This window comes from Pantoea latae, assembly GCF_002077695.1.
In the GTDB taxonomy this organism is placed as follows: Bacteria; Pseudomonadota; Gammaproteobacteria; order Enterobacterales; family Enterobacteriaceae; genus Pantoea; species Pantoea latae.
In genome coordinates, this window is sequence record NZ_MWUE01000022.1 from 184,135 (window position 1) to 209,854 (window position 25,720).

Annotated in this window: 23 protein-coding genes; 12 read left to right on the forward strand and 11 right to left on the reverse strand. The window is 61.3% G+C overall.

The features are described 5' to 3' along the window. Positions 1 to 8: 8 nt before the first annotated feature. The 6 genes from B2J69_RS14850 to yeiP form a co-directional block, all read right to left on the reverse strand. Complete coding sequence (locus tag B2J69_RS14850) at positions 9 to 1,817, reverse strand: extracellular solute-binding protein (RefSeq protein WP_081140428.1); 1,809 nt, start codon at positions 1,815 to 1,817, stop codon at positions 9 to 11. A 33-nt stretch (positions 1,818 to 1,850) separates the two neighbouring features. Continuing rightward, a complete protein-coding gene (locus tag B2J69_RS14855; protein ID WP_081140429.1) occupies positions 1,851 to 3,431 on the reverse strand; it encodes a cyclic di-GMP phosphodiesterase in 1,581 nt (526 codons plus the stop codon). 226 nt (positions 3,432 to 3,657) lie between these two features. After that, the gene (gene mepS / locus B2J69_RS14860) at positions 3,658 to 4,227 is read right to left on the reverse strand and encodes a bifunctional murein DD-endopeptidase/murein LD-carboxypeptidase (protein WP_081140430.1); all 570 of its coding nucleotides are present in this window, start codon (positions 4,225 to 4,227) and stop codon (positions 3,658 to 3,660) included. A 545-nt stretch (positions 4,228 to 4,772) separates the two neighbouring features. Then, the gene (locus B2J69_RS14865) at positions 4,773 to 5,474 is read right to left on the reverse strand and encodes a phosphatase PAP2 family protein (protein ID WP_081140431.1); all 702 of its coding nucleotides are present in this window, start codon (positions 5,472 to 5,474) and stop codon (positions 4,773 to 4,775) included. Between the two features lie 42 nt (positions 5,475 to 5,516). Beyond that, entirely contained in the window at positions 5,517 to 6,494 is a 978-nt protein-coding gene (locus tag B2J69_RS14870) for a CobW family GTP-binding protein (RefSeq protein WP_081140432.1), read from the reverse strand. Positions 6,495 to 6,569: 75 nt separating this feature from the next. Further along, the gene (gene yeiP, locus B2J69_RS14875) at positions 6,570 to 7,142 is read right to left on the reverse strand and encodes an elongation factor P-like protein YeiP (protein WP_081140433.1); all 573 of its coding nucleotides are present in this window, start codon (positions 7,140 to 7,142) and stop codon (positions 6,570 to 6,572) included. Between the two features lie 160 nt (positions 7,143 to 7,302). On the opposite strand from yeiP, the gene B2J69_RS14880 reads away from it, so the two are divergent. The 4 genes from B2J69_RS14880 to fruA all read left to right on the forward strand — a co-directional run bounded on the left by B2J69_RS14880 (position 7,303) and on the right by fruA (position 11,612). Next, entirely contained in the window at positions 7,303 to 7,557 is a 255-nt protein-coding gene (locus B2J69_RS14880; RefSeq protein ID WP_081140510.1) for a YkgJ family cysteine cluster protein, read from the forward strand. A 275-nt stretch (positions 7,558 to 7,832) separates the two neighbouring features. Beyond that, positions 7,833 to 8,963, forward strand: a complete 1,131-nt coding sequence (gene fruB / locus B2J69_RS14885; RefSeq protein WP_081140434.1) for a fused PTS fructose transporter subunit IIA/HPr protein — start codon at positions 7,833 to 7,835, stop codon at positions 8,961 to 8,963. Continuing rightward, complete coding sequence (gene fruK, locus B2J69_RS14890) at positions 8,960 to 9,898, forward strand: 1-phosphofructokinase (protein WP_081140435.1); 939 nt, start codon at positions 8,960 to 8,962, stop codon at positions 9,896 to 9,898. Before fruB ends, fruK begins: the two co-directional genes overlap by 4 nt. Before the next feature lie 16 nt (positions 9,899 to 9,914). Beyond that, on the forward strand, positions 9,915 to 11,612 hold the full coding sequence (gene fruA / locus B2J69_RS14895; RefSeq protein WP_081140436.1) for a PTS fructose transporter subunit IIBC: 1,698 nt from the start codon (positions 9,915 to 9,917) through the stop codon (positions 11,610 to 11,612). A gap of 654 nt (positions 11,613 to 12,266) precedes the next feature. On the opposite strand, the gene nfo is transcribed toward fruA, so the two are convergent. Further along, positions 12,267 to 13,112 carry a deoxyribonuclease IV gene (gene nfo / locus B2J69_RS14905; RefSeq protein WP_081140437.1) on the reverse strand — a complete coding sequence of 282 codons (846 nt, stop codon included), beginning with the start codon at positions 13,110 to 13,112 and terminating at the stop codon, positions 12,267 to 12,269. A gap of 53 nt (positions 13,113 to 13,165) precedes the next feature. After that, the gene (locus B2J69_RS14910) at positions 13,166 to 14,218 is read right to left on the reverse strand and encodes a YeiH family putative sulfate export transporter (protein WP_081140438.1); all 1,053 of its coding nucleotides are present in this window, start codon (positions 14,216 to 14,218) and stop codon (positions 13,166 to 13,168) included. Positions 14,219 to 14,318: 100 nt separating this feature from the next. Here B2J69_RS14910 and B2J69_RS14915 point away from each other — a divergent pair, with 100 nt between their 5' ends. The 5 genes from B2J69_RS14915 to B2J69_RS14935 all read left to right on the forward strand — a co-directional run bounded on the left by B2J69_RS14915 (position 14,319) and on the right by B2J69_RS14935 (position 19,162). Further along, complete coding sequence (locus B2J69_RS14915; protein ID WP_081140439.1) at positions 14,319 to 14,699, forward strand: YkvA family protein; 381 nt, start codon at positions 14,319 to 14,321, stop codon at positions 14,697 to 14,699. A 9-nt stretch (positions 14,700 to 14,708) separates the two neighbouring features. After that, the gene (gene yieE / locus B2J69_RS14920; RefSeq protein ID WP_081140440.1) at positions 14,709 to 15,575 is read left to right on the forward strand and encodes a DNA-binding transcriptional regulator YeiE; all 867 of its coding nucleotides are present in this window, start codon (positions 14,709 to 14,711) and stop codon (positions 15,573 to 15,575) included. 129 nt (positions 15,576 to 15,704) lie between these two features. Next, positions 15,705 to 17,171, forward strand: coding sequence for an amino acid permease (locus B2J69_RS14925; RefSeq protein ID WP_081140441.1), 1,467 nt, complete (start codon positions 15,705 to 15,707; stop codon positions 17,169 to 17,171). A gap of 147 nt (positions 17,172 to 17,318) precedes the next feature. Then, positions 17,319 to 18,377: a FecCD family ABC transporter permease gene (locus B2J69_RS14930; protein WP_081140442.1), complete on the forward strand. Its 1,059-nt coding sequence runs from the start codon at positions 17,319 to 17,321 to the stop codon at positions 18,375 to 18,377. Then, positions 18,374 to 19,162 (forward strand): ABC transporter ATP-binding protein, encoded by a 789-nt coding sequence (locus B2J69_RS14935; protein WP_081140443.1) that lies wholly within the window; start codon positions 18,374 to 18,376, stop codon positions 19,160 to 19,162. Before B2J69_RS14930 ends, B2J69_RS14935 begins: the two co-directional genes overlap by 4 nt. 277 nt (positions 19,163 to 19,439) lie before the next feature. Here the strand turns inward: B2J69_RS14935 and fghA are convergent, their stop codons facing one another. From fghA to ptrR, 3 genes are all read right to left on the reverse strand, one after another. Further along, the gene (gene fghA / locus B2J69_RS14940; RefSeq protein ID WP_081140444.1) at positions 19,440 to 20,282 is read right to left on the reverse strand and encodes an S-formylglutathione hydrolase; all 843 of its coding nucleotides are present in this window, start codon (positions 20,280 to 20,282) and stop codon (positions 19,440 to 19,442) included. Between the two features lie 12 nt (positions 20,283 to 20,294). Then, the gene (locus tag B2J69_RS14945; protein ID WP_081140445.1) at positions 20,295 to 21,419 is read right to left on the reverse strand and encodes an S-(hydroxymethyl)glutathione dehydrogenase/class III alcohol dehydrogenase; all 1,125 of its coding nucleotides are present in this window, start codon (positions 21,417 to 21,419) and stop codon (positions 20,295 to 20,297) included. An 89-nt stretch (positions 21,420 to 21,508) separates the two neighbouring features. Further along, a complete protein-coding gene (gene ptrR / locus B2J69_RS14950; protein WP_081140446.1) occupies positions 21,509 to 22,420 on the reverse strand; it encodes a putrescine utilization regulator PtrR in 912 nt (303 codons plus the stop codon). Positions 22,421 to 22,525: 105 nt separating this feature from the next. Here ptrR and B2J69_RS14955 point away from each other — a divergent pair, with 105 nt between their 5' ends. From B2J69_RS14955 to yeiB, 3 genes are all read left to right on the forward strand, one after another. After that, on the forward strand, positions 22,526 to 23,653 hold the full coding sequence (locus tag B2J69_RS14955; protein WP_081140447.1) for a YbfB/YjiJ family MFS transporter: 1,128 nt from the start codon (positions 22,526 to 22,528) through the stop codon (positions 23,651 to 23,653). Between the two features lie 125 nt (positions 23,654 to 23,778). Beyond that, on the forward strand, positions 23,779 to 24,444 hold the full coding sequence (folE, locus tag B2J69_RS14960) for a GTP cyclohydrolase I FolE (protein WP_033750312.1): 666 nt from the start codon (positions 23,779 to 23,781) through the stop codon (positions 24,442 to 24,444). Between the two features lie 80 nt (positions 24,445 to 24,524). Continuing rightward, entirely contained in the window at positions 24,525 to 25,685 is a 1,161-nt protein-coding gene (gene yeiB, locus B2J69_RS14965) for a DUF418 domain-containing protein YeiB (RefSeq protein WP_081140448.1), read from the forward strand. Positions 25,686 to 25,720 lie beyond the last annotated feature (35 nt).

Genomic DNA, 25,720 nt, shown 5'->3' on the forward strand with positions numbered 1-25,720 from the left:
CAGGCTCCTCAGCGTCGTTCCGCCGGCAAACGCGCGGCTTTGTTCACGTCATACCACCAGTTCTCCAGCCCGCTGGCATAGGCGGGCTTAACGGCGGGATGGGAGAATTTATCCCAGAAGGCAGTACGATCTTCCGCGTTGTACCACATCGGGATCATATACGCATTCCACAGCAGGATGCGATCCAGCGCCTGGCCCAGCGGCAGCAGCGCCGCTTTATCGCCCTGATGCGCCACGATGGCCTTAACAAAGTGATCGACCAGCGGATCTTTCAGCCGCGCGCTGTTCCATGACGAGTCGATATAGTCAGACTGCCAGCTGGTCTGCAGATCGGAACTGGGGATCGGCATCGCCAGATAGACGCGGGCGATCATATCGTAGTCCCCTTCGCGCAGCCGCCGCAGATACTGAGAGGCGTCCACCACGCGCAGCGTCAGGCTGATGCCGAGGCGCGACAGGCTGTGCTGCCAGGGCAGCGCCCAGTCGTTGCTGGCGCCGCTGCGCAGCAGCAGCTCAAGGCGCATCGGCTGGCCGGTTTTATCGTTCACCAGCTGCTGATGTTTCACCTGCCAGCCCGCCTGACGCAGCAGATCCAGGGCTTTCAGCAGGTTGGCGCGATCGTAGCCGCTGCCGTCGGTGTGCGGCGGGGCATAGGGCGCGCTGAACACCTCGGGCGGCAGCTGCGCCTTAAACGGCGCGAGCAGCGCCTGCTGCGCGGCGTCCGGCAGGCCGCTGGCGGCGTATTCGGTGTTCTGAAAATAGCTGCTGACCCGCTGGTAGGCGCCATAAAACAGCGCCTTGTTCATCCACTCAAAGTCGAAGGCGAGCGTCAGCGCCTGTCGCACCCGACGGTCGTTAAACGGCGCCTTTTCGTTGTTCAACGCCAGCCAGGTGGTGTTGGTCGAGACGCGGTTGGGTGTGGTCTGCTTCACAATCAGCCGGCTGTCGAAGTTGCGGCCGCGATACTGCGTCGCCCATTTTTTCGCGGAGCCCTCTTCGCGCAGATCGAAGGCGCCTGCCTTAAAGGCTTCAAACGCCACGTTATCGTCAAGGTAGTAGTCGTAGCGCAGCGTGTCGACATTAAAGCGGCCGCGATTGACCGGCAGATCCGCCGCCCAGTAGTTTTTTACCCGGCTGTACTCGATGTACTGGCCCAGCTTGTAGCGGCTGATGCGATAAGGGCCGCTGGAGAGCGGCGGCGCGCTTAGCGGCTCGTTGAACTTTCTGTTCTGCCAGTCGCGCTGCGACAGCACCGGCAGCGTCAGCAGCCCCAGCATTAAATCTTTGTCCGGCTTCGGCAGGTCGATGCGCACGCGCTGGCTGTCCAGCGCCCTGACCGTCACGCCGCGATAAACGACGCGAAACTGCGGCACGCCTTCGCGCATAAATTTATCGAAGGTAAAGGCGACATCCTGCGCGGTGATCGGCGTCGCGTCATGAAACTGCGCGCGCGGGTTGAGGCGGATCTCCATCCAGCGGAAATCGTCGCTGTAGCGCGCCGACTCGGCGATAAGCGGGTAGTAGCTGCCCGGCTCGTCGTCGGAGCTGGTGAATAAGCGATCGTAGAGCGTCTCGGTACCTGCGCCAGGGTTGCCGCGCGAGGCGTAGCGGTTAAAGTTGTCGTAAGTGCCGACCACCGCCAGCGTCAGATGGCCGCCTTTTGGCGCGCTGGGATCCGCATAGTCGAAGTGGCTAAAGCCGGGCGCGTATTTAGGCTCGCCCAGCGTGGCGAAGGCGCGGCTTTCCTGCACCTCTTGCGCCTGCAGCGGCGCGCAAAGCGCGCTGAGCAGCAGCAGCGTGATCGGGCGAAACAGCATAGGATGAGCGATCTCCTGTGATCGGTGGCGGCCTTATCCAGCCAGCGTCGCCAGGCTGCGGCTGCGGTAGTAGTCAATTAGCCGGTCCGGCTTCAGTGGGCGGCTGAACAGATAGCCCTGCATATGGCTGACGCCGTGCTTGACCAGCCAGGCCGCCTGTTCGCCCGTTTCCACGCCTTCTGCCACGGTTTTCAGATTCAGCTTCTTCGCCAGGTGCAGCACCGCATCCAGCACCGGCGAATTCAGGGTCTGCGTGCCGATGCTTTGCACGAAGCCGCGGTCGATTTTCAGATAGTCGAAAGGATACTTCTCCAGGTAAATCAGCGCGCTGTGGCCGGTGCCGAAGTCGTCGATGGCAATCTGAATATCGTTTTGATGCAGCCAGGCGAAGATCTCGCCGGCGTTTTTATCCCGCACCATGGTGCGCTCGGTCACTTCAAAAACATAGTTGAAATGGTTGCCAGGCATGGCGGCGATCCACTGTTTGACATCCTGCTGAAAACTTTCCGATGCCAGGTGCAGCGGCGACAGGTTAAGGCTCATATGGGTGCCGGCGGGCACGTAGGGGTTGAGCCGGTGCGCATCGCGCGCCACCAGTTCGAACAGATGGCGCGTCAGCGGAATAATCAGGTTAAGCGACTCCGCGTAGCTGATAAACATATCCGGCGGGATCATGCCCTCGCTGGGATGGGTCCAGCGCAGCAGCGCTTCCAGCCCGTAGGCGCGCCCGCTGAGCGTGCTGATCAGCGGCTGATACTCAACGTGAAACTCGCCGCGCTTGATGCCGAGCAGGATCTCTTTGCCCGGCCGCTGGTTAAGAGAGAGCAGCAGCCAGCAGCCGCCGCCCACCAGCAGCGACAGCAGAATGCCGCTCAGCACTATCAGGTGAACATCGCGCATCGACAGCGTATCGCCATAGAGCACGAACTGCAGCGGATAGCCGTTAAGCGGCAGCTGCATCAGCGGCTGCTGCGGCAGCTCGTCGTTGGCCATCACGCTCTGCCGCCAGCTGGTCAGCGCCGTGTTTTGCGCCACCAGCGCCATGCCGGAGATTTCCGGATGATAGGAGGCCAGCAGCTGATAGGGCGCCAGGTTGATATTGACGGTGGCCAGCACGCCGGACTGGACGCTTTGCGGATTACGCAGCCACAGTGCGAACACGGGTTTGCCGGGCTGCAGCGGCGTGCCGCTCAGCAGGCGCAGGTCGCGATTGCGGCTGAGATCGGTTTGATCGGAGATGGCGTTAAGCGGCAGATAAAACGCGCCGGTCGCCGAGGAACAAAAAGCGTAGCCCTCACGCACCAGTAAAATGGCGCGCAGATCGTTGGCGAAAGCGGCGCGGGAGGTCAGCTCCTGGCTGATGGCGTGACAGTCAAACTGAGTAAAAGAGAGCAGGGGGTCCAGCGTGTGGGCGATAAGCGCGTCCAGCGATTGCTGCAGGGCGTTGCGGCTGTCGTTTAGCAGCTGCTGATGTTGATGCTGCCGCTTGTGCCAGGTAAAGGTCAGCAGGACCAGCGTAAAAACAATAAAGAAAAGGCTGCCGAAAATCGCGCTGCTCCAGGCGATGCGGCGAGGATAAGTGGCCTGGCGCATCAGCGCCCTGGACAGTGGCATGAAGTGCTTTCCCCTTGTCTTATCTTTTATTATTGACTGTGCACGACTGCTCTCTGGCGAAGGTCATGAGAATATAACGAGACTGCAGGAAATGTCTCGTTATTCTTCTGATAAACAATCACTTTTACATTATTAGTACGCGGTTATCCGGCATAAGGGCGAAAAAAAACGCTGCCGAAGCAGCGTCTTGTTTTTCTCTGGCTGAGAAACGATCGAAGGTCAGGAACTAGCTGGGGTTACGGCTTAATACCCGACGCCCTTCGCGGTAGCGTTTTTTCCAGTAGCTGTCGTTAAGACTGGAGATCATCACGCCGCTGCTGGTAGAAGCATGGACGAAATTATCGTTGCCGAGATAGATGCCCACGTGGCGGCCGGTTGAGCCGGCGCGGAACAGCACCAGATCGCCAGGACGCAGCTTGCTGCGTGAAATCTCGTTGCCGGTGTCCTGCTGTTCAGAGGTTGAACGCGGCAGCTCTAAACCGAACTGATCGCGAAAAGTGCGCTGAACAAAAGCGGAACAGTCGATGCCACGTTTGTTGTCGCCGCCGAGGCGATAACGCACGCCTTTCCAGTCGGCATATTGTTCCATGATGCGGGACTTAACGTCCACGTTCCGCACCATCTCTTCGAATTCATCCTGAGACGCCTGAAGTAAAAAACCATTCTGGTTGTTAACTTCATGATTCTCGTTTTTTGCGTGTTGACCGGTACTGCTGCATGCCGAGAGGAGTGTTGCCAGCGCCACTGCAGGCACAATCCGCCAGATATATCTCAGTATTGGTTGAGACTTGACCATTGTTCGTATATTCCTTCGATGTCCTTACGACAGAATGTCGCCAGCCAGATGACAAAACGGATTGAGATTAATAAGCGTTGCAACCTAAGACAATTCCTTAATTACTAAAATGTGTTAACGAACACGTTTTTGCCTAAAAAGGAGCCGAATTTTCTGCTGCTACAGCCTCAACGTCATGGAGGTTAACTGATTCCAGACGCCGTGGCGAGTGCTTTTATGTAATTTCTAATAGCTTTTTTTGATGTGAAATCAGTCTGTAACAGACTGGTTACTTTATCCTCAAATTCGGGAAATTATCCCCAAAATAAGGGGTGAAAAAGCCGCCATTTCTTTCTGTAGGGGATTTTTTAAGAGCTTTCACGCTGGACAGCCGGGGAGAGGCGGCGCGAATGCGCCGAAATCATCATAATATTTTCTGTATCACGCTATTTGGTTAGCGTGCTAATAATTGTGGCGGGATTTTATTAAGCGCGGAGCCCTAAGAATATCGCTATTCTTTTATCCGCGCTTATCAATAAGATTTGCTTCTGTCCCACCGCCGCTATTTACGGCTTATATTTGCCCGGCAGCTTACGGTAGAAGAAGTTAACGATAGCGTCGCTCAGCGGCGTCAGCAGCACCCAGCTGAGTCCCACCAGCAGCACCGAAAGCGACCCTACGGCGATATCGGTAAACCAGTGCGCGCCCGCCATCACGCGCGGCAGCGCGAAGATCACTACAATCGCGGCGCCCACCAGAAACGCGCGGCAGCCGAAATAGCGCCACATAAAGCAGGCGAAAATCATTAGCATCATGCCGTGGTCGCCAGGGAAGCTGTTGGCGGAGGCGTCTTTGGCCGGAATACCGGTCAGCTCGCTGACGCGATGCGCGTTTTCAAAGAACAGCGTCGGACTTTTATGCTGCACCGGCAGCAGATGGCCAAGCTGATTCAGGATCACCGCGCTGAGCAGCATGGTGATGCCGATGGCCAGCAGGCGACGGCGGCCCGGCGGCGTTTCGCGGCGCCAGTAGACCAGGTAAAGCGCGCCCATCGCCAGCAGCGACACCAGATCGAAACCGCGGAAGTTGGTGATCGCCACCAGCAGGGCAAAGCCCGGATGATCGACCATCTGGTTATTAAAGCTGAAAAAGATCCCCTTATCGACGCCGGCCCAGAAACCGTGATCGGGCGGCAGATACCAGGAGAGAAACAACATAACGCCGAGGGCGTTGAGCAGCAGAATTGTGACAAGACGAGTTGCGCGCATCGTATTCACTCAAATAAAAAATAACGGCAGAAGCTAACCTGGCTAGTTTAAACGAAGCTTCAACAACTGAGACTGCAAACGATTCCAGTCCACCGGTTGCGAATGAATCAGCTCGATACGGCTGTCGGACGGCGTCTCCGCCAGGCGCTCTGCCTGCACGTCGCCGCCCTGACCGTTAAGGCGGAGCGCCCCTTGCGCGGTGCGCAGCACGCCTTTAAGGCGCTCGACCGGCGCCTGACGCGCCCAGGCGAGCAGCGCGTCGCCGTCGAACAGCGTATCGCCGTCAAACAGCCAGCCGCAGGCAACATAGCCCTGGCCTTCGTTTAACGCGCGACGCCAGCGCGCCTGGCCGTCGAGACGCAGCGCGGCAACGCCGCTGGCGCGCGCCGGAGAAGCATGATGATGCGCAGGCTGCGGCAGCGCTTGCGTATTCGTGCGCGGCTGAGCGAGCAGCTGGGGATCGATGGCGCCAAAGCGGGCGGTAATAAACGCGCGGTCGTTAAGAAACGCCTGCTGCCACTGCTGCAAACGCTGCCGATCGTCCGCATCCCAGAGGTCGCTTTTATTGCCGATAATCACATCGGCGGCCGCCAGCTGATCGCGAAAATTTTCGTTGGCGGTGACGCGCGCATCGGCCAGCTGGCGCGCGTCCAGCAGCGTCAGCGTGGCATCAAGCTGCAGATGCGGCTGGTAAGCCGGCGCGCTTAGCATCGCCAGCAGCTGACGCGGATGCCCCAGGCCGGTGGGCTCGATCAGCAGCCGATCGGGACGATTCTGCGTCAGCAGCCTGTTCAGCCCCACCTGCATCGGCAGGCCGTTGACGCAGCACATGCAGCCGCCGGGGATCTCTTTCAGCGCCGCGCCGCTGTCGCGCAGCAGCGCGCCGTCGATGCCGATTTCACCGAACTCGTTGACCAGAATCGCCCACTTCTCATGCTGCGGCTTGCTGGCCAGCAGATGGCGCAGCGTGGTGGTTTTCCCACTGCCGAGAAAGCCGGTGATAAGGTTGACGCGCGTCATGGCAGGAGCCTCCGTTAAACGAGAATGGCCGCGAAGGCGGCCACTAATGTTACTTTATAACATATTTTGCGTCTGTTAGTCGGCGCGGCTCATATAGCGGCGCTCGGCGATATGAATGCGGATACGATCGCCGTTGCTGAGGTATTCCGGCACCTGAATGCTCAGGCCGGTGCTCATGCCGGCGGGCTTGGTGCGCGCGCTGGCGGAGGCGCCTTTAATGCCCGGCGCGGTATCGACGATCTCCATATCCACGGTCTGCGGCAGCTCAAGCGCCAGCACCTGGCCCTCCATCGTCAGCACCTGAATGCCGGGAATGCCGCCTTCCGGGATAAACAGCAGCTCTTCTTCAATCTGATCTTTCTTGAAGGAGTAGGGCGTGTAGTCCTCGTCATCCATAAAGACATACTCGTCGCCGTCAATATAGGAGAAGGTGACGCTGCGGCGGCTGAGCTGAATAACGTCAAGGATATCGTCGCCTTTGAAACGCTCTTCTACCTTCAGACCGGTGCGGATATCGGTAAAGCGCATTTTATACAGCGTCACGGCGCCGCGCGCGCTCGGGCTCTGAATATCGATATCTTTCACCAGCAGCAGCTTGCCGTTGAAGCTCACCGCCATTCCTTTTTTGATCTCATTCGCTCTTGGCATTGCAACTCTCGCTTAAAGGAGGATTCCGATGCGCGCCACGTTACTCGCGCCAGCGAAAACAGGCAATATGGCGCCGGAAAAAATGCGGCCGGTTACGCAGTCATGGCTTTCCCCGATGGGGACTGCTATTGTCGCGGCTTATTCCCTGCTGGAGCGCATCATGCAATGCCGTAGTCAGTGCGGCGCCTGCTGTACCGCGCCCTCTATTTCTTCGCCTGTTCCCGGCATGCCCCACGGCAAACCCGCTAACACGCCCTGTATCCAGCTGGACGCGGATCTGCGCTGCAAGCTATTCGGCTCGCCGCTGCGGCCCGCGGTCTGCGCCGGTTTGCAGCCGTCGCGCGAGATGTGCGGCGACAGCCGTCGCGACGCCATGATCTATTTGCTGCAGCTGGAAGCGGACACCGCGCCCTGACAAAGCTGAAATTGCTGACGCTTTTCCTGCGCGCGCCCTTACCGTTACAGCACGCCTTTCAGCTTCTGCCGCTCTCACTTTCTCATCCCCCATTTGAAATGTGCGTAACGTCAAAAATCTGCTACGCATTTTACGCAATTTCTTGCATGGCCTGGAGCGCTGTACCAGACTCCTTGAAACGTTTCAGCGGTGTAGCGTCGCGCTTTGCGCGTGCTGGCAGCGCTTTAAACCACCATCAGGCTGAAACGATTCAATTTCAGTAAGCGAGGAGATCTATGTTCCAGCTCGAATTGCAGGCCATCCACACCGGAGCCCATGCACAAAACAAAGAAGAGGCGATCCGTCAGGTCGCCGCCGCACTGACGGCGGCCGGCAACGTGGCGGAGGGCTATGTCAACGGCATGCTGGCGCGCGAGCAGCAAACCTCAACCTTTTTGGGCAACGGCATCGCCATCCCGCACGGCACCACCGACACGCGCGACCTGGTGCAGAAAACCGGCGTGCAGGTGTTTCAGTTTCCGCAGGGCGTGACCTGGGGCGACGATCAGATCGCCTATGTGGCGATCGGCATCGCCGCGAAATCTGACGAGCACCTGGCGCTGCTGCGCCAGCTGACGCACGTGCTGAGCGACGACAGCGTCGCCGAGCAGCTGAAAACCGCCTCGGCGGAGGATCTGCGCGCGCTGCTGATGGGCGAAAAGCAGGCGGCCGAATTCAGCTTTGACACCTCGCTGATCACCTTAGACGTCGCCGCAAACGACCTGATTACGCTGCAGGCGCTGAACGCCGGGCGTCTGCAGGCCGCCGGCGCGGTCGACGCCAGCTTTGTCGCCGACGCGGTGGCCGCAACGCCGCTGAGCCTCGGCCAGGGCATCTGGCTCAGCGACAGCAGCCGCGGCAACCTGCGCAGCGCGGTGGCGGTCAGCCGTGCGGCTACCCCCGGCGAACAGGATGGAGAGAAAGTGGCGCTGCTGGTGACGGTTTCCGCCACCGACGATCGTCCGCTCGAAGTGCTGAGCTATCTCAGCGCGCTGCTGCTGAACGGCAAGGCGGATCGCCTGCTGAAGGCGGACGCGGCGGGCGTCTACGCGCTGCTGACCAGCGAAGTCGACGAGCAGGCCGAGGTGCTGAGCGCCGAGTTCACCATCCGCAACGAGCACGGGCTGCACGCGCGTCCCGGCACGGCGCTGGTGAGCATTATCAAACAGTTCAACAGCGATATTACCGTCACCAACCTCGACGGCAGCGGCAAGCCGGCTAACGGCCGCAGCCTGATGAAAGTGGTGGCGCTGGGCGTTAAAAAAGGCCATCGGCTGCGCTTTACCGCCAGCGGCGAAGATGCGCAGCAGGCGCTTAACGCCATCGAAGAGGCGATCAATTCTGGTCTGGGCGAGGGCGTAGCATGAGCAGACGTGTCGCAACTATTACCCTGAACCCTGCTTACGATCTGGTGGGTTTTACCCCGGAGATCGAGCGCGGCGAAGTGAACCTGGTGAAAACCACCGGCCTGCACGCGGCCGGTAAAGGCATTAACGTGGCGAAGGTGCTGAAAGATCTCGGCATCGACGTAACGGTCGGCGGTTTTCTCGGCAAAGAGAATCAGGACGGCTTTCAGCAGCTGTTCAGCGAGCTGGGTATCGCCAACCGTTTTCAGGTGGTGCCGGGCCGCACCCGTATCAACGTCAAGCTCACCGAGCAGAATAACGACGTCACCGACCTTAACTTCTCTGGCTTTGAGGTGAATCAGCAGGACTGGGATCGTTTTACCAGCGACTCCCTCACCTGGCTGGGTCAGTTCGACATGGTGTGCGTCAGCGGCAGCCTGCCGTCGGGCGTGCAGCCGGAAGCCTTTACCCGCTGGATGAGCGAACTGCGCACCCACTGCCCGTGCATTATTTTCGACAGCAGCCGCGAGGCGCTGGTGGCCGGCCTGAAAGCCGCGCCCTGGCTGGTAAAACCCAACCGCCGCGAGCTGGAAATTTGGGCCGGTCGCAAACTGCCGACGCTGCAGGATGTCATTGGCGCGGCGCATGAACTGCGCGAGCAGGGCATCGCCCATGTGGTGATTTCGCTGGGCGCCGAGGGCGCGCTCTGGGTCAACGCCTCAGGCGAATGGATCGCCAAACCGCCGGTGTGCGAGGTGGTCAGCACCGTGGGCGCGGGCGACTCCATGGTTGGCGGCCTGATTTACGGCCTGCTGATGCGCGAATCCAGTGAGCATACGCTGCGTCTTGCGACGGCGGTGGCGGCGATGGCCGTCAGCCAGAGCAACGTCGGCGTGACCGATCGTACCCAGTTGGCCGCGATGATGGCGCGCGTCGACTTACAACCCGTTAACTGACAGCAGGAGAGCGATAATGAAAACGCTGCTGATTAAAGATCCTTCTATTGGGCAGGCCTCGGCGTATATGGCGCAACAGCGCCTGGCCGCCGCCGCCGCGCAGGCTGGCGTTACCCTGACGGAAAACCCGGCGGACGCGGAGCTGGCCATCGTGCTCGGCCGCGACGTGCCGAACGACGCGGCGCTGAACGGCAAAGCGCTGTGGCGCGGCGACGTGCAGCAGGCGGTGCGCGCGCCTGAGCAGTTCTTTGCGCAGGCGAAGGCGGAAGCGAAACCCTGGCAGCCTGCGGCCGTCGCAACGGCTGCGGCGCCGACGGCTGTGCAGCCGAACGCGCAAAAACGCATTGTTGCGGTGACCGCCTGTCCGACCGGCGTGGCGCACACCTTTATGGCCGCCGAAGCTATTCAGGCGGAAGCGACCAAACGCGGCTGGTGGGTGAAAGTGGAAACCCGCGGCTCCGTCGGCGCGGGCAACGCCATTACGCCGGAAGAGGTGGCGGCGGCCGATCTGGTGATCGTGGCGGCGGATATCGAAGTCGATCTGGCGAAGTTCGCCGGCAAGCCGATGTACCGCACCTCGACCGGTCTGGCGCTGAAGAAAACCGCGCAGGAGCTGGATAAAGCGGTGGCCGAAGCGAAGCCTTACAAAGCGACCGGTGCGCAGAGCAGCGATGCGCAGGGCGACAAGAAAGAGAAAGCGGGCGCCTATCGTCACCTGCTGACCGGCGTCTCCTATATGCTGCCGATGGTGGTGGCGGGCGGCCTGAGCATCGCGCTCTCCTTCGCCTTCGGCATCACCGCCTTTAAAGAGCCGGGCACCCTGGCGGCGGCGCTGATGCAGATCGGCGGCGGCAGCGCCTTTGCGCTGATGGTGCCGGTGCTGGCGGGCTTTATCGCATTCTCTATCGCGGATCGTCCCGGTCTGACCCCAGGCCTGATCGGCGGCATGATCGCCACCAGCATCAACGCCGGCTTCCTTGGCGGCATCATCGCCGGTTTTATCGCTGGTTATGCGGCGAAGCTGATCAGCGGCAAGCTGAAGCTGCCGCAGAGTATGGAAGCGCTGAAGCCGATCCTGATTATCCCGCTGATCGCCAGCCTGATCACCGGCCTGCTGATGATCTTCGTGGTGGGCAAACCGGTTGCGGCGATCATGACCGGCCTGACCGCGTGGCTGGCGAATATGGGCACGGCCAATGCGGTGCTGCTGGGCGCAATTCTGGGCGGCATGATGTGTACCGATATGGGCGGCCCGGTAAATAAAGTGGCGTACGCCTTCGGCGTCGGCCTGCTGAGTTCGCAAACCTACGCGCCGATGGCGGCGATTATGGCCGCGGGCATGGTGCCGCCGCTGGCGATGGGCGTGGCGACGCTGGTGGCGCGTCGTAAGTTTAACAAAAGTCAGCAAGAGGGCGGTAAAGCGGCGCTGGTGCTCGGTCTCTGCTTTATCTCTGAGGGCGCGATCCCGTTCGCGGCGCGCGACCCGATGCGTGTCCTGCCGTGCTGTATCGTTGGTGGCGCATTGACCGGCGCGATCTCGATGTATATCGGCGCGAAGCTGATGGCGCCGCACGGCGGTTTGTTCGTGCTGCTGATCCCTGGCGCGATTACGCCGGTGCTGGGCTACCTGGTGTCGATTATTGTTGGCACGGCAGTGGCGGGACTGGGTTACGCGGTCCTGAAACGCCCGGAAGAGGAGCTGGCGAAAGCCTGATCCTTGCTATAAGAAAAAGGGAGCCAGCTGGCTTAATATTTGTCAGTTAAGCTCGTGTTCAGATAAGGCCGCTATTTTATTGAAATGGCGGCCTTTTCGTATACGCGTGTGAGCATGCTGATGCGGGCCACCGTGCCTCCTCTGCTGCCGGGCCGTCCTCGCGCCGCTGCGCGGTGCCTTCGGCTGCAACGTCGTGCCGGCCGGACCGTTCGGGTACGGCCATCCAGGCCTCCCCGAACTGCCTGTCGCATCCCTGCGACCGGCTCCTGGCACAACGTTTCCGCCTCAGCGCTGCGAATAGCCCTCTACAGCAGAGGAGGCGCAGTGGCCTCAGACAGGGTGCCCTTTGTAGCCGTAAAAACGCTGCCGTCCTTTTCCAGCAGCGCACACGGAAGCTTGCCAGCAGGCTGGGGCCGCTCAGGAGCGGGCATTTCGCAGCGCTGAACAGAGTGAGTCTGCCAGGAGAGCCCGCAGGGAGGCGGGCGAAAGGTGGGGCTGGAACAGGGAGGTTCCATCCCCGCCGGTCCGTCAGGCAGGCGAATGGCGTGAAGGTACCGCGTCAGCGGCGCGAGGACCGCCCGCCTCTGAGCGGCCCCAGACTGCGTTATCACCCCATGCTTAACTGACAAGCATTAAGCCATGCGGCTCCCTTTTTTAGTTTTTCTGCTCTGCCTTTAGCCAGGCGATCTCATCCTTCCAGATATCCGGATTAATGGTTTCCAGAATCAGCGGGATACCATCGAAGCGCGCATCCTTCATCAGCCAGCTAAACGGTGTTTTGCCGATATTGCCTTCGCCCAGGCTGTGATGACGGTCGACGCGGCTGCCGAAGGCGCTTTTGGCGTCGTTAAGGTGCATGCCGCGCAGATACTGGAAGCCGACGATGCGCTCGAACTCGGCAAAGGTCTCTTCGCACGCCGCTTCGGTACGCAGATCGTAGCCGCCCGCAAAGGCATGACAGGTATCAATACAGACGCCAACGCGTGATTTATCCTCAACGTGCTCGATAATCGTCGCCAGATGCTCAAAGCGGAAGCCGAGGTTGCTGCCCTGGCCGGCGGTATTCTCGATGACCGCCACCACCTGCGAGGTCTTATCCAGCGCGAAATTCACCGACTCGGCGATGCGCTTCAGGCACGCCTCTTCGTCTATCTTGTTCAGATGGCTGCCCGGATGGAAGTTAAGCAGCGTCAGACCCAGCTGCTCGGCGCGCTGCATTTCGTCAATAAAAGCGGCGCGCGACTTCTCCAGCGGCTCCGCTTCCGGATGGCCCAGGTTAATCAGAAAGCTGTCGTGCGGCAGGATCTGCTGCGGGCCAAAATGATATTTTTCGCAGGCGGCCTTAAAGGCGTTGATGGTCTCCGCCGAAAGCGGGGCCGCCTTCCACTGCCGCTGATTCTTGGTAAACAGGGCAAACGCGGTGGCTTCCAGTTCATGGGCACGAATCACTGCCTGCTCTACGCCGCCAGACGCGCTGACGTGTGCGCCGATATATTTCATGCCGCTTCTCCAGAAAAGGCTGCTAAAAGAAGCCCGCATCATACCCGATGCGTCTAATGCAAGAAATGCTGCGCCAGCAGATTGATGGCGCCGCCGCCGACGATCAGCCAGACAAACACCATCAGGCCCAGCAGCAGCGGTTTCGCGCCAGCCTGACGTAGCGCGCTAAAGCGCGTGGTCAGGCCGAGCGCCGCCATTGCCATCGCCAGCAGTAAATTAGCGAGCTGGTTAATATCGGCCACCCAGGCGGCGGGCAGCAGATGCAGGGAGTTAAACAGCGCCACGCCGATAAAGCCGAGCGCGAACCAGGGAAAGACGATGCCCTGACGCGGCGTCCCGTGCGGCGTGCGGCGCAGCCAGCCGCTCAGGCAGAGCAGAAACGGCGCCAGCATCATCACGCGCAGCATTTTGGCGATCACCGCGCTGTTCTCCGCATCCGGGCCGATGGCATGACCGGCGGCCACCACCTGCGCCACTTCATGAACGGTCGAACCGGTAAAAATGCCGAACTGCGCGGCGCTGAGCTGCGGAAAATGCGCCTGCGCCAGCAGCCAGAGTGGGGGATAGAGCAGGATCGCCAGCGTGCCGTAGAGCACCACGGTCGCGACCGCGACCGCCACCTTCGACGGCGCGGCCTTCACCACCGGCTCGGTGGCGAGCACCGCCGCCGCGCCGCAGATGCTGCTGCCCGCGCCGATCAGCCACACCGTCTCGCGATCGAGCTTCAGCAGCCTGATGCCCAGCAAACAGGTGACAAAGAAGGTGGCGCTCAGGGTCAGGGCGTCGATCAGCACGCCGCTCAGGCCGACGTCGGCAATCTGCTGCAGCGTAATGCGAAAGCCGAAGAGAATAATCCCCAGCCGTAGCAGTTTCTGCTTCGCCAGCAGCACGCCGGCGTCGCACTGGACGGCCAGCGACGGATAAAGGGTGTTGCCGACGATAATACCGAGCATAATCGCCAGCGTCAGCGCGCCCAGCCCCAGCCCGGCGAACTGCGGGCGCTGCGCCAGCCAGGCCGCGCCGCCGGCAATCGCCGCAGTCAGCAGCAGACCGGGAAAACGATGTTGAACAAAAAGGGGAAATCTGGGAAAACTCAGCTCTGCCATAACCTGCTCCTCGTGTTACGCAAAGCATGCGCCGCGCTGGCTTAAAAGTGAAATTGATAATATATTTATAATTAACCAGATAAACCGATAAGGCGGAAAGATGTTATTTGCCCGTTTGCGCCGCTGGGCCACCCTGATCAAAAAAGATGTGCTGACGCTGTGGTTCGCCTGCCGCGATCCGCGCACGCCATGGTGGTTTAAGCTGCTGGCCTTTGGGCTGGTGGCCTATGCGCTGAGCCCCATCGATCTGATCCCCGATTTTATTCCCGTCATCGGCCTGCTGGACGATGCGATCATCATTCCGCTAGGCGTGCTGATCCTGCTGCGACTGCTGCCGCGTGACGTGCGCATCAGCAGCACAGAGCGCGCCGAGGTGCAGCGCGCGCGCGGCAAAAAAGTGGTCAGCGGCTTCGGCCTGTTTCTGATGGTGCTGATCTGGCTGGCGGTGCTCTATTACCTTGTTCAGCGCTACGCCATGTAAGGAGAGCCGATGCATATCACGCTGCGTCAGATAGAAGTGTTTACCGAGGTGCTGAAAAGCGGCTCGACGACCCAGGCCTCGCAGCTGCTGTCGCTTTCGCAGTCGGCGGTCAGCGCGGCGCTGGCGGACCTGGAAGGCCAGCTTGGCGTGCAGCTGTTTGACCGCGTCGGCAAGCGGCTGGTGCTGAACGAACATGGCCGCCTGCTCTATCCGCGCGCCATCGGCCTGCTGGAGCAGGCGGGTGAAATCGAACAGCTGTTTAAAGAGGACAACGGGGCGATCCGCATCTACGCCAGCAGCACCATCGGCAACTATCTGCTGCCGGGCATGATCGCCGCCTACCGCCGCGACTTTCCCGGTCTGCCGCTGGAGCTGAGCGTCGGCAACAGCCAGGACGTAATCAACGCGGTGGCGGATTTTCGCGTCGACGTCGGTCTGATTGAAGGGCCGTGTCATATGACCGAACTGGTGAGCGATCCCTGGCTGGAGGATGAGCTGGTGGTATTCGCCGCGCCCGACGCGGAGATCCTGCGTCAGCCGGTGACGCTGGAGAGCCTCGGCAACGCGCCCTGGATCCTGCGCGAGCGCGGTTCCGGCACGCGCGAGATCGTCGACTATCTGCTGCTCTCGCATCTGCCCACCTTTCAGCTGGGCATGGAGCTGGGCAACTCCGAGGCGATCAAGCATGCAGTGCGGCACAATATGGGCATCAGCTGCCTGTCGCGACGGGTGATTGCCGATCTGCTGGAGGCGGGAACCTTAGTGGAGCTGGCCCTTCCGCTGCCGCGCCTGACGCGCACGCTCTACCGCATTCATCATCGCCAGAAGCACCTTTCCCGGGCGCTGGAGCGCTTTCTCTCCTACTGTCGCGAATAACACCAACCTTTTTTTGCTTATAATTCAGCGGCGATCATGAAGGTAACTAATAACACGGCGTCGATGCTATACAGAGCAGGGTGAATTGCTACAATCGCGCCTCATTTTTAGCGAGCCTAGTGTTTACACATGCATAACGACACAAATACAACACAACAACCTGCGTTACGACGCGAGTTAAAGGCGCGTCACCTGACGATGATCGCCATTGGCGGATCGATCGGCACCGGCCTGTTTGTCGCCTCTGGCGCCACCATCTCTCAGGCGGGACCGGGCGGCGCGCTGCTCTCCTACGCGCTGATCGGCCTGATGGTCTACTTCCTGATGACCAGCCTCGGCGAGCTGGCAGCCTTTATGCCGGTTTCCGGCTCTTTCGCCACCTACGGCGCAAAATATGTCGAAGAGGGCTTTGGCTTCGCGCTGGGCTGGAACTACTGGTACAACTGGGCGGTAACCATCGCCGTGGATCTCGTCGCCTCGCAGCTGGTGATGAACTACTGGTTCCCGGATACGCCGGGCTGGATCTGGAGCGCGCTGTTCCTCTGCCTGATGTTCCTGCTCAACGTCATCTCGGTAAAGGGCTTCGGCGAAGCGGAGTACTGGTTCTCGCTGATTAAAGTGGCGACGGTAATTATCTTTATCGTGGTCGGCGTGCTGATGATTATCGGCATTCTGCGCGGCGGCGAGCACGCCGGCTGGCATAACTGGCAGGTAGGCGACGCGCCGTTCGCGGGCGGATTTGCCGCCATGATAGGCGTGGCGATGATCGTTGGCTTTTCGTTCCAGGGCACCGAGCTGATCGGCATCGCGGCGGGCGAGTCGGAAGATCCGGCGAAAAACATTCCGCGCGCGGTGCGTCAGGTCTTCTGGCGTATTCTGCTGTTCTATATCTTCGCTATCCTGATCATCAGCCTGATCCTGCCCTACACCGATCCGCAGCTGCTGCATAACGACGTTACCGACATCAGCGTCAGCCCCTTTACCCTGGTGTTCCAGAATGCGGGCCTGCTCTCGGCGGCGGCGGTGATGAACGCGGTGATCCTCACTTCCGTGCTGTCAGCGGGCAACTCCGGCATGTACGCCTCGACGCGCATGCTCTATAACCTGGCGAGCGAAGGCAAAGCGCCGCGCATCTTCGCCCGGCTGTCGAAAGGCGGCGTGCCGCGCAACGCGCTGCTGGCGACCACCGTGGTGGCGGGCCTCTGCTTTCTGACCTCGAAGTTCGGCAATCAGGAGGTCTATCTGTGGCTGCTGAACACCTCGGGCATGACCGGTTTTATCGCCTGGCTGGGCATCGCCATCAGCCACTATCGCTTTCGTCGCGGCTATATCAAGCAGGGCCGTAGCCTTGAGGATCTGCCGTACCGCTCAGGCTTTTTCCCCGTTGGCCCGATCTTCGCCTTCGTGCTCTGCCTGATCATTACGCTGGGCCAGAACTATCAGGCCTTCCTGAACGACAGCATCGACTGGTACGGCGTCGCCGCCACCTATATCGGCATTCCGCTGTTTCTGCTGATCTGGATGGGCTACAAGCTGACGCGCGGCACTCGCTTCGTGAAGTACAGCGAAATGGAATTTCCGACGCATAAAGAGTGAAGCTAACCTGCGTTAGCGCCTTAAGCGCGGCCCCGGCCGCGCTTTTTTATTTAGGGTGCCGTTTTGTTTAAGTTGAAGAATTGATAATTATTATCATCTGCTCTATTGTGGCAGCGTTTTCGACCGAACCCCTAAGACAGGCATTTTATGACGGACTCAACTCTGCCCGCGCAGGGCGCTATGGGCCGCTATCATCAGGTATTGCGCCGCCGCATGCTGATGATCGCTGTACTGGTGCTGGCGATTGTCGCCTCGCTGGTGCTTGACTTTACCCTTGGCCCGGCCGGGCTCTCGCTGCCGACGCTGTGGCAGTCGCTGCTGCATCCCGCCACGGTTGACGCCGGCACGCGCGTTATCGTCTGGGACATTCGTTTGCCCTATGCGCTAATGGCGGTGGTGGTCGGCTTCTGCCTCGGACTGGCGGGCGCCGAGATGCAAACCATCCTGAACAACCCGCTGGCCAGCCCCTTTACCCTCGGCGTCTCCTCGGCGGCGGCCTTTGGCGCGGCGCTGGCGATTATTCTCGGCATCGGCATTCCCGGCGTGCCGGATCAGTGGCTGATCTCCGCTAACGCCTTTGTGTTTGCGCTGTTCGCCGCGCTGATGCTCGACGGCGTGACGCGCTGGACGCGGGTCTCCACGTCAGGCGTGGTGCTGTTCGGCATCGCGCTGGTGTTCACTTTTAACGCGCTGGTGTCGATGATGCAGTTTATCGCCAGCGAAGATACGCTGCAGGGGCTGGTGTTCTGGACCATGGGCAGCCTGGCGCGCGCCTCCTGGGAGAAGCTCGGCGTGCTGAGCGCGGCGTTCGCGCTGCTGCTGCCGTTCTCGCTGCTCAGCAGCTGGAAGCTGACCGCGCTGCGCCTCGGCGAAGATCGCGCGGTGAGCTTCGGCATCGACGTGCGCCGTCTGCGCCTGGCGACGCTGCTGCGCATCAGCATTCTCTCTGCGCTGGCGGTCGCCTTTGTCGGGCCGATCGGCTTTATCGGACTGGTGGCGCCGCATATCGCCCGCATGATTTTCGGCGAAGATCATCGCTACTATCTGCCCGCCAGCGCCCTGACCGGCGCGCTGGTGCTCTCTATGGCGTCGGTCGCCTCGAAGAACCTGATCCCCGGCGTGATTATTCCGGTCGGCATTGTGACGTCGCTGGTCGGCGTGCCGTTCTTCCTGAGCATTATTTTGCGCCATCGGGGGAATGTATGAATCAGGGACTGACGCTCAAACACTTTACGGCGGGCTACCCCAAACGCAAGGTGATTGAAGATCTCAGCGTGGCGCAGCTGCCGCGCGGCAAGATCACCGTGCTGCTGGGGCCGAACGGCTGCGGTAAATCGACGCTGCTGCGCGCGCTGGCCGGGCTGAATAAAGGGCAGGGCGAGCTGTGGCTCAACGGCGAAGAGCTGATGCAGCAGCCGTTTGCCCGTCGCGCCCAGCGCGTGGTTTATCTGCCGCAGTCGCTGCCGGCGGGGGTGCATCTGCACGTGCTGGAGTCGATTATTGTGGCGCAGCGCGCCTCCGGCGGTTTGCATAGCGCCGCCAGCGAAGCGGAAGTGATGTATCTGCTGGAGCAGCTCGGCATTTCGCATCTGGCGATGCGCTATCTCGATCAGCTTTCGGGCGGTCAGAAGCAGCTGGTCGGCCTGGCGCAGTCGCTGATCCGTCGTCCCGAGCTGCTGCTGCTGGATGAGCCGCTCAGCGCGCTGGATCTCAACTACCAGTTCCACGTGATGGATCTGGTGCGGCGCGAAACCGCCCAGCGCAATATCGTGACCGTGGTGGTGGTGCACGATATTAATATCGCCTTACGCCATGCGCACCATGCGCTGATGCTGAAAGAGGGCGCGCTGATAGCCGATGGCGTGCCGGATCGGGTGATTACGCCAGAGACGCTGGCGCAGGTTTACGGCGTAAAAGGACGCATCGAACACTGCTCGCAGGGCATGCCGCAGGTGATGATTGACGGGCTGGTCGGCGCGGAACTGGTTTAAACCGCGCGCAGCGGAGTTGAGAACGTGGTTGGCATGGCCCGAAGAGCAAAGCGTCCCGCGACAGGGACAAAAACGCCGGGAGCGTTTTTGCACAACGCAGCGCGTTAGCCCGTTAACGGGCGCACCTCAGGGATGAGGTGCGTATCTGCGCGGGCCGAGCTGGCAGGGATGCCGTTTTTGCGTCTTTGCGATCGGGCCATGCCAACCGCGTGTGCGCAATGCCTGTCGGCTGCACACCTTGCCAAACGTTCAGGGCCGCAGCGCGGCCCTGAACGACCTACACCAGCAGGTGCTGCGCATGGAAGCGCAGATGATCCTCAACGAAGGTCGCAATAAAGTAGTAGCTGTGGTCATAGCCCGGCTGCACGCGCAGCGTCAGCGGGAACCCCACCTCTTTCGCCACCACATCCAGCCGCTCCGGCTGTAGCTGATCCGCCAGGAACTGATCGCTGTCGCCCTGATCGATTAGCATCGGCAGACGCGACTGCACCTCACGCATCAGCGCGCAGCTGTCGTAGTCGCGCCAGGCCGCGCGATCCTCGCCCAGATAGGCGCTGAACGCTTTCTGCCCCCAGGGCACCTCGCATGGATTGACGATCGGCGCAAAGGCCGACGCCGAGGCAAAGCGGTTGCCGAGACGCAGCGCCAGCATCAGCGCGCCGTGACCGCCCATCGAATGCCCCATAATCGACTGCCGATCGCTGATATTGAAGTTGCCGGCGATCAGCGCGGGCAGCTCCTGGCTCAGGTAGTCGAACATGCGATAGTGCGCCGACCAGGGTGCCTGAGTGGCGTTGAGATAAAACCCCGCGCCCTGGCCCAGATCGTATGCCTCGTCATTGGCGACCGCCTCGCCGCGCGGGCTGGTGTCCGGCATAATCAGCACCAGCCCCAGCTCTGCCGCGACGCGCTGCGCGCCCGCTTTGGTGCTGAAGTTCTCATCGGTGCAGGTTAGCCCGGCGAGAAACCACACCGCGGGCGGCGGTGTGTCGCCTTGCGGACGGGGCAAAAAGATGCTGAAGGTCATCGGGCAGTTGAGCACGGCCGACTGATGCCGCCAGCGTTGCTGCCAGCCGCCGAACATCCGGTGTTCTTCCAGCAGTTCCAGCGTGGATGCCATAACGCCTCCCGATTACTTGTTAAAGTGCACCACCGAACGGATCGATTTCCCTTCATGCATCAGATCGAAGGCCTCATTGATCTCTTCCAGCGGCATGGTGTGGGTAATAAAGTCGTTCAGGGCAAACTTGCCGTCCAGATAATCCTGCACGATGCCCGGCAGCTGCGAGCGGCCCTTCACGCCGCCGAAGGCGGAGCCGCGCCAGACGCGACCGGTCACCAGCTGGAACGGACGGGTGGCGATCTCTTCGCCCGCGCCGGCCACGCCGATAATCACCGATTCGCCCCAGCCCTTGTGGCAGCACTCCAGCGCGGAGCGCATCACGTTGACGTTGCCGATACATTCAAAGGAGTAATCGACGCCGCCGTCGGTCATCTCGACGATAACCTCCTGAATCGGCTTCTCATAATCTTTCGGGTTCACCAGATCGGTGGCGCCCAGCTTGCGCGCCAGGTCGAACTTGCTGGTGTTGATGTCGATGCCGATGATGCGTCCCGCTTTCGCCATCTTCGCGCCGATAATCGCCGACAGGCCGATGCCGCCGAGGCCGAAAATCGCCACGGTGTCGCCTTCTTTCACTTTGGCGGTGTTCATTACCGCACCCATGCCGGTGGTGACGCCGCAGCCCAGCAGGCAGACTTCTTCCAGCGGTGCCTCTTTGCTGATTTTCGCCAGCGAAATTTCCGGCACCACGGTGTACTCGGAGAAGGTCGAGGTGCCCATGTAGTGGAAAATCGGCTTGCCGTCTTTAAAGAAGCGGGTGGTGCCGTCCGGCATCAGGCCTTTGCCCTGGGTCGCGCGGATCGCCTGGCAGAGGTTGGTCTTGCCTGACAGGCAGAATTTGCACTTGCCGCACTCCGGCGTGTAAAGCGGGATGACGTGATCGCCCACTTCGACGCTGGTGACGCCTTCGCCGACCGCTTCCACCACGCCGCCGCCTTCATGGCCGAGGATCGCCGGGAACACACCTTCCGGATCTTTGCCCGACAGGGTATAGGCATCGGTGTGGCACACGCCGGTGGCGACGATACGCACCAGCACTTCGCCTTTCTGCGGCGGCATCAAATCCACCTCTTCGATTTTCAGCGGTTCGCCAGCGGCCCAGGCAACGGCGGCGCGGGTTTTAATCATGTTCATGCAATCCCTCTTGCAGTCAGGTGGGGACGCGCCGGTGCGGTCGCGTCCGTGGGTCGTGATATCAATAAAAATAGCGCGAAATGGCGCAGTCAGTCGGCGACCTGCAGCGGATGCAGCAGCTGGTCATCCTGCGGACGGTCGTCAAACATGTCGATAATCAAATATTTCAGCGCCTCGACGTTGGGGGTAAAGGCGTCGCGTCGCCACATCAGCCAGGTGGCGGTGTCGCGATAAGCCGCTGGCAGCTGATGCGCCTGCACGCGGGCGCGCTCCGGCATCTGCTTCAGCACCGACTCCGGGATCATCGCCACGCCGGCGCCGCCCGCCACGCAGGCCATCATCGCGTGGTAGGACTGGATCTCCATCACGCTGCCGGGAGCGACGCCGCTGTCGCGATACCAGGCTTCCAGCTTCACGCGGTAGGAGCAGCTGTTGCGAAAGGCAAACAGGGTGTCGTTTTGCGCGTCGCGCGCGCTCTCCACCGGCGCATGATCGAGGCTGGTGATCAGCGTCAGGGTTTCGCGGAAGGCGATGCAGCCGTTGAGATCGTCATAGGGCGCCGGGCCGTCAACCAGCGCGGCGGCCAGCGTGCCCTCGCGCACCTTGTCGATAATCTCGCCGGAGGTGCTGGTGATCAGCGACAGCGCCACCTTCGGGAAGCGCTGGTGATAGGCGGCCAGCAGACCCGGCAGGCGCGTCGCGGCGGTGCTCTCCATCGAGCCGAGCGCGAAATTGCCGGCGGGTTCGCCCGCGCGCGCCATGCTTAGCGCCTCATCGCTCAACGTCAGAATGCGCTGGGCGTAGTTAAGAAAATTGTGGCCCATCGGCGACAGGCGGATGCGCTGTTTCTCGCGGATAAACAGGTCGACGCCGATCTCCTCTTCCAGCTGGCGCAGCCGCGTGGTGAGATTGGAGGGGACGCGATGGAGTTGTTCCGCGGCGCGCGCCAGCGAACCGGTTTCGGCCACGGAACAGAACATGCGTAGCTGGACAAGATCCATATATTCTCTTCTCGTAAACAACTTGATATGAATTATTCAGTTTTCGTGAGTTTAATAAGCTGGCATGTTATAAGCAAGTGATAATAAAACCGCAGGGGTAGGGACATGGCTTTTCGCGTGGCGCTTAGCGCCTTTCTGGCGCTGGTGGTGGTGATGGGGATTGGGCGTTTCGCCTTTACGCCGCAAGTGCCGCTGATGATACATGACGGCCAGCTGAGGCTGACCAGCGCCAGCCTGGTGGCGGCGCTCAACTATCTTGGCTACCTGTGCGGCTCTTTTGACGCAATGCGCGCGCGGCGTCGCGTCGAGCTGCGTTTACAGCTGGGCGTCTGGGGCGCGGTGATCCTGACGCTGCTTTCCGCCTGCGTCAGCGGCCCCTGGCTGCACGGCGCGGTGCGCTTTCTTATCGGCTGGGCGAGCGGCGTGGCGCTGGTGCTGATCGCCGCCTGGAGCAGTGAGCAGCTGCATCATTATGGGCGTCCCGGCCTGTCGGCGGCGGTGTTCGCCGGGCCGGGCGCAGGCATTTTCATCAGCGGCCTGCTGGCGGTGCAGCTGCACGCGTCGCAGACCTCCGCCGCGCTGGCGTGGGGCGCCTACGGCCTGCTGGCGCTGCTGATCATCGCCGCTATTGCGCGCTACCTGCCGCGCCGCGTCGGCGATCTGCATCGTCCCGATCAGACGCCGCAGCCGCTGGTGCTGACCGCCAACCTGCGGCGGCTGGTGCTGAGCTACAGCCTGGCGGGCTTCGGCTATATTCTGCCCGCCACCTTTCTGTCGCAGATGGCGGCAGCGCGCTTTCCCGATGGCGCGTTCGCCCAGTTCGTCTGGCCGATTTTCGGCGGCGCGGCGATGGTCGGCATCGCGCTGGGGATCGCGACCCGCGGCCTCGCCAGCAACAACCAGCGGCTGGCGCTGGTGCTCTGGGCGCAGGCGCTGGGCGTGGCGGCGGCGGCGTGGCTGCCGGGCTTTAGCGGCCTGCTGATCGGCGCGCTGCTGGTGGGCGGCGGCTTTCTGCTCGTGGTGCAGCTAGCGCTGGCCTACGCGCGCGAACTGGCGCCGCAGCATACGCGCTATATGGCGGGGCTGCTGACCACCGGCTACGCCGTCGGGCAGCTGGTAGGGCCGGTATTGTCGTCGCTCTCCACCGGGCTGCTGCATCGGCTGGAGCCGGCGCTGGGGATCGCCGGTCTGGGGCTGGCAGCTGGCGGAGTGCTGGTCTGGCGACGCGCGTGATGAAAAGCTTTCATCGCCGATTGGATTGATTACTGGATTACCCCAACGGAAAGCTTCACAATACGCGCTCAGAATTGAACCCGTCGGTCTCTCCGGCGGGCGTTACACCTGCGGAGATGAGTACGATGAGCACCCTGAGTCAGGAAGCGATCCTGGTCCACGAAGCGCTGCTGGCGCGAGGCCTGGAGACGCCGTTACGCGCGCCAACGCGTGAAATGGATGATGAAACCCGTAAGCGCCTGATCGCCGGCCACATGACCGAAGTCATGCAGCTGTTGAATCTGGATCTTGAGGATGACAGCCTGATGGAGACGCCGCATCGCATCGCCAAAATGTATGTGGACGAGGTCTTCTCCGGTCTGGACTACGCCAATTTCCCGAAAATCACCGTCATCGAAAACAAGATGAAAGTGGACGAGATGGTGACGGTGCGCGATATCACGCTGACCAGCACCTGCGAGCACCACTTTGTGATTATCGACGGCAAAGCCACCGTGGCCTATATTCCGAAAGAGAAGGTGATCGGCCTGTCGAAGATCAACCGTATCGTGCAGTTCTTCGCCCAGCGTCCGCAGGTGCAGGAGCGGCTGACCCAGCAGGTGCTGGTGGCGCTGCAAACCCTGCTCGGCACCAACAACGTCGCGGTGTCTATCGACGCGGTGCACTACTGCGTGAAGGCGCGCGGCGTGAAAGACGCTACCAGCGCCACCACCACGACCTCGCTGGGTGGCCTGTTTAAGTCGAGCCAGAACACCCGTCAGGAGTTCCTGCGCGCGGTGCGCCATATCTAATATTACTATTATGTGCCGATGAGGGTGAGCCGCCTGCGTCTGCTGTCAGGCGGCGGTGATCCACGCTAACAGGGACCGATATGCAACGTTATCATGCGCTGGATTTTATTCGCGGCTGCGCCATCCTCGGCATTTTGTTGCTCAATATCGTCGGTTTCGCCTTACCTTCCGCCGCCTATCTTAATCCCGCCTGGCATGGCGAACCTGCAGCCCGTGACGTCTGGAGCTGGGCGGTACTCGATGTGCTGGCGCAGCTGAAGTTTCTGACGCTGTTTGCCCTGCTGTTCGGCGCCGGTCTGCAGCTGCAGCTGCCGCGCGGCAGTCGCTGGCTCTCGTCGCGGCTGACGCTGCTGGCGCTGATCGGCCTGTTTCACGCCGTGGCGATGTGGGAAGGGGATATCCTGCTGGATTACGCCATCGTCGGCCTGATTGTCTGGCGCATGCTGCGCGACGCGCCCTCGACGCGCGGCCTGTTCAAAACCGGCGCGCTGCTCTACCTGATGGGCAGCGGCGTGCTGCTGATTTTCGGTTCGATCTCCGATCCGGAGCCGACCCGCTCATGGCTGCCGGGCGCGGCCGACCTCGAATATGAGCGCTTCTGGAAGCTGGCCGGCGGCTGGGAGGCGGTACAGAACCGGCTCGACCACCTCGCGTCCAGCCTGATGGCGCTGGCGTCGCAGTACGGCTGGCAGCTGGCCGGGCTGATGATGATGGGCGCGGCGCTACTGCGCTGCGGCTGGCTAACCGGCGGCTTTAGCCAACAGCACTATCGCCGCTGCGCCGCGCTGCTGCTGCTGGCGGGCTATGCCCTCGCGCTTTTCGGGGTAGCGACGCAGTGGATGCTGCACTGGTCGTTTCGCTGGAGCGCTTTCTACCTGCAGGTGCCGCGCGATCTCGCCAGCCCGCTTATCAGCCTCGGCTATGCCGCGCTGATTCTGGCATACTGGCCGCAGCTCGCCCGCTGGCGCGCCAGCCGGGCGATTCAGTGCGTCGGCCGCATGGCGCTGAGCAACTACCTGCTACAGACGCTGATCTGCACCACGCTGTTCTACCGCTTCGACCTCTTTATGCGCTTCGATCGCCTGCAGCTGCTGGCATTCGTGCCCGCTGTCTGGCTGGTCAATATTCTCTTCTCCGTAATCTGGCTGCGCTTTTTTCCGCAGGGTCCGCTGGAGTGGCTGTGGCGCCGCCTGACGCGCCTGGCGGCGGGCCGTCCGCCGCAGTCGCCTCTCTCCAGATAATGACGCTCATCACAAAGGTTGCATAATTGTATGTA

Bases quoted from the DNA above. Each gene is read 5' to 3' on its own strand.
- B2J69_RS14865 (WP_081140431.1), bottom strand. From the start codon at position 5,474: ATGCGCGCAACTCGTCTTGTCACAATTCTGCTGCTCAACGCCCTCGGC.
- B2J69_RS14955 (WP_081140447.1), top strand. From the start codon at position 22,526: ATGGCTTTTCGCGTGGCGCTTAGCGCCTTTCTGGCGCTGGTGGTGGTG.
- folE (WP_033750312.1), top strand. From the start codon at position 23,779: ATGAGCACCCTGAGTCAGGAAGCGATCCTGGTCCACGAAGCGCTGCTG.
- yeiP (WP_081140433.1), bottom strand. From the start codon at position 7,142: ATGCCAAGAGCGAATGAGATCAAAAAAGGAATGGCGGTGAGCTTCAAC.
- fruK (WP_081140435.1), top strand. From the start codon at position 8,960: ATGAGCAGACGTGTCGCAACTATTACCCTGAACCCTGCTTACGATCTG.
- fruB (WP_081140434.1), top strand. From the start codon at position 7,833: ATGTTCCAGCTCGAATTGCAGGCCATCCACACCGGAGCCCATGCACAA.
- B2J69_RS14945 (WP_081140445.1), bottom strand. From the start codon at position 21,419: ATGAACATGATTAAAACCCGCGCCGCCGTTGCCTGGGCCGCTGGCGAA.
- B2J69_RS14915 (WP_081140439.1), top strand. From the start codon at position 14,319: ATGTTATTTGCCCGTTTGCGCCGCTGGGCCACCCTGATCAAAAAAGAT.
- yeiB (WP_081140448.1), top strand. From the start codon at position 24,525: ATGCAACGTTATCATGCGCTGGATTTTATTCGCGGCTGCGCCATCCTC.
- B2J69_RS14855 (WP_081140429.1), bottom strand. From the start codon at position 3,431: ATGCCACTGTCCAGGGCGCTGATGCGCCAGGCCACTTATCCTCGCCGC.
- B2J69_RS14880 (WP_081140510.1), top strand. From the start codon at position 7,303: ATGCAATGCCGTAGTCAGTGCGGCGCCTGCTGTACCGCGCCCTCTATT.
- fghA (WP_081140444.1), bottom strand. From the start codon at position 20,282: ATGGCATCCACGCTGGAACTGCTGGAAGAACACCGGATGTTCGGCGGC.
- B2J69_RS14910 (WP_081140438.1), bottom strand. From the start codon at position 14,218: ATGGCAGAGCTGAGTTTTCCCAGATTTCCCCTTTTTGTTCAACATCGT.
- yieE (WP_081140440.1), top strand. From the start codon at position 14,709: ATGCATATCACGCTGCGTCAGATAGAAGTGTTTACCGAGGTGCTGAAA.
- mepS (WP_081140430.1), bottom strand. From the start codon at position 4,227: ATGGTCAAGTCTCAACCAATACTGAGATATATCTGGCGGATTGTGCCT.
- B2J69_RS14850 (WP_081140428.1), bottom strand. From the start codon at position 1,817: ATGCTGTTTCGCCCGATCACGCTGCTGCTGCTCAGCGCGCTTTGCGCG.
- nfo (WP_081140437.1), bottom strand. From the start codon at position 13,112: ATGAAATATATCGGCGCACACGTCAGCGCGTCTGGCGGCGTAGAGCAG.
- fruA (WP_081140436.1), top strand. From the start codon at position 9,915: ATGAAAACGCTGCTGATTAAAGATCCTTCTATTGGGCAGGCCTCGGCG.
- B2J69_RS14925 (WP_081140441.1), top strand. From the start codon at position 15,705: ATGCATAACGACACAAATACAACACAACAACCTGCGTTACGACGCGAG.
- B2J69_RS14870 (WP_081140432.1), bottom strand. From the start codon at position 6,494: ATGACGCGCGTCAACCTTATCACCGGCTTTCTCGGCAGTGGGAAAACC.
- B2J69_RS14935 (WP_081140443.1), top strand. From the start codon at position 18,374: ATGAATCAGGGACTGACGCTCAAACACTTTACGGCGGGCTACCCCAAA.
- ptrR (WP_081140446.1), bottom strand. From the start codon at position 22,420: ATGGATCTTGTCCAGCTACGCATGTTCTGTTCCGTGGCCGAAACCGGT.
- B2J69_RS14930 (WP_081140442.1), top strand. From the start codon at position 17,319: ATGACGGACTCAACTCTGCCCGCGCAGGGCGCTATGGGCCGCTATCAT.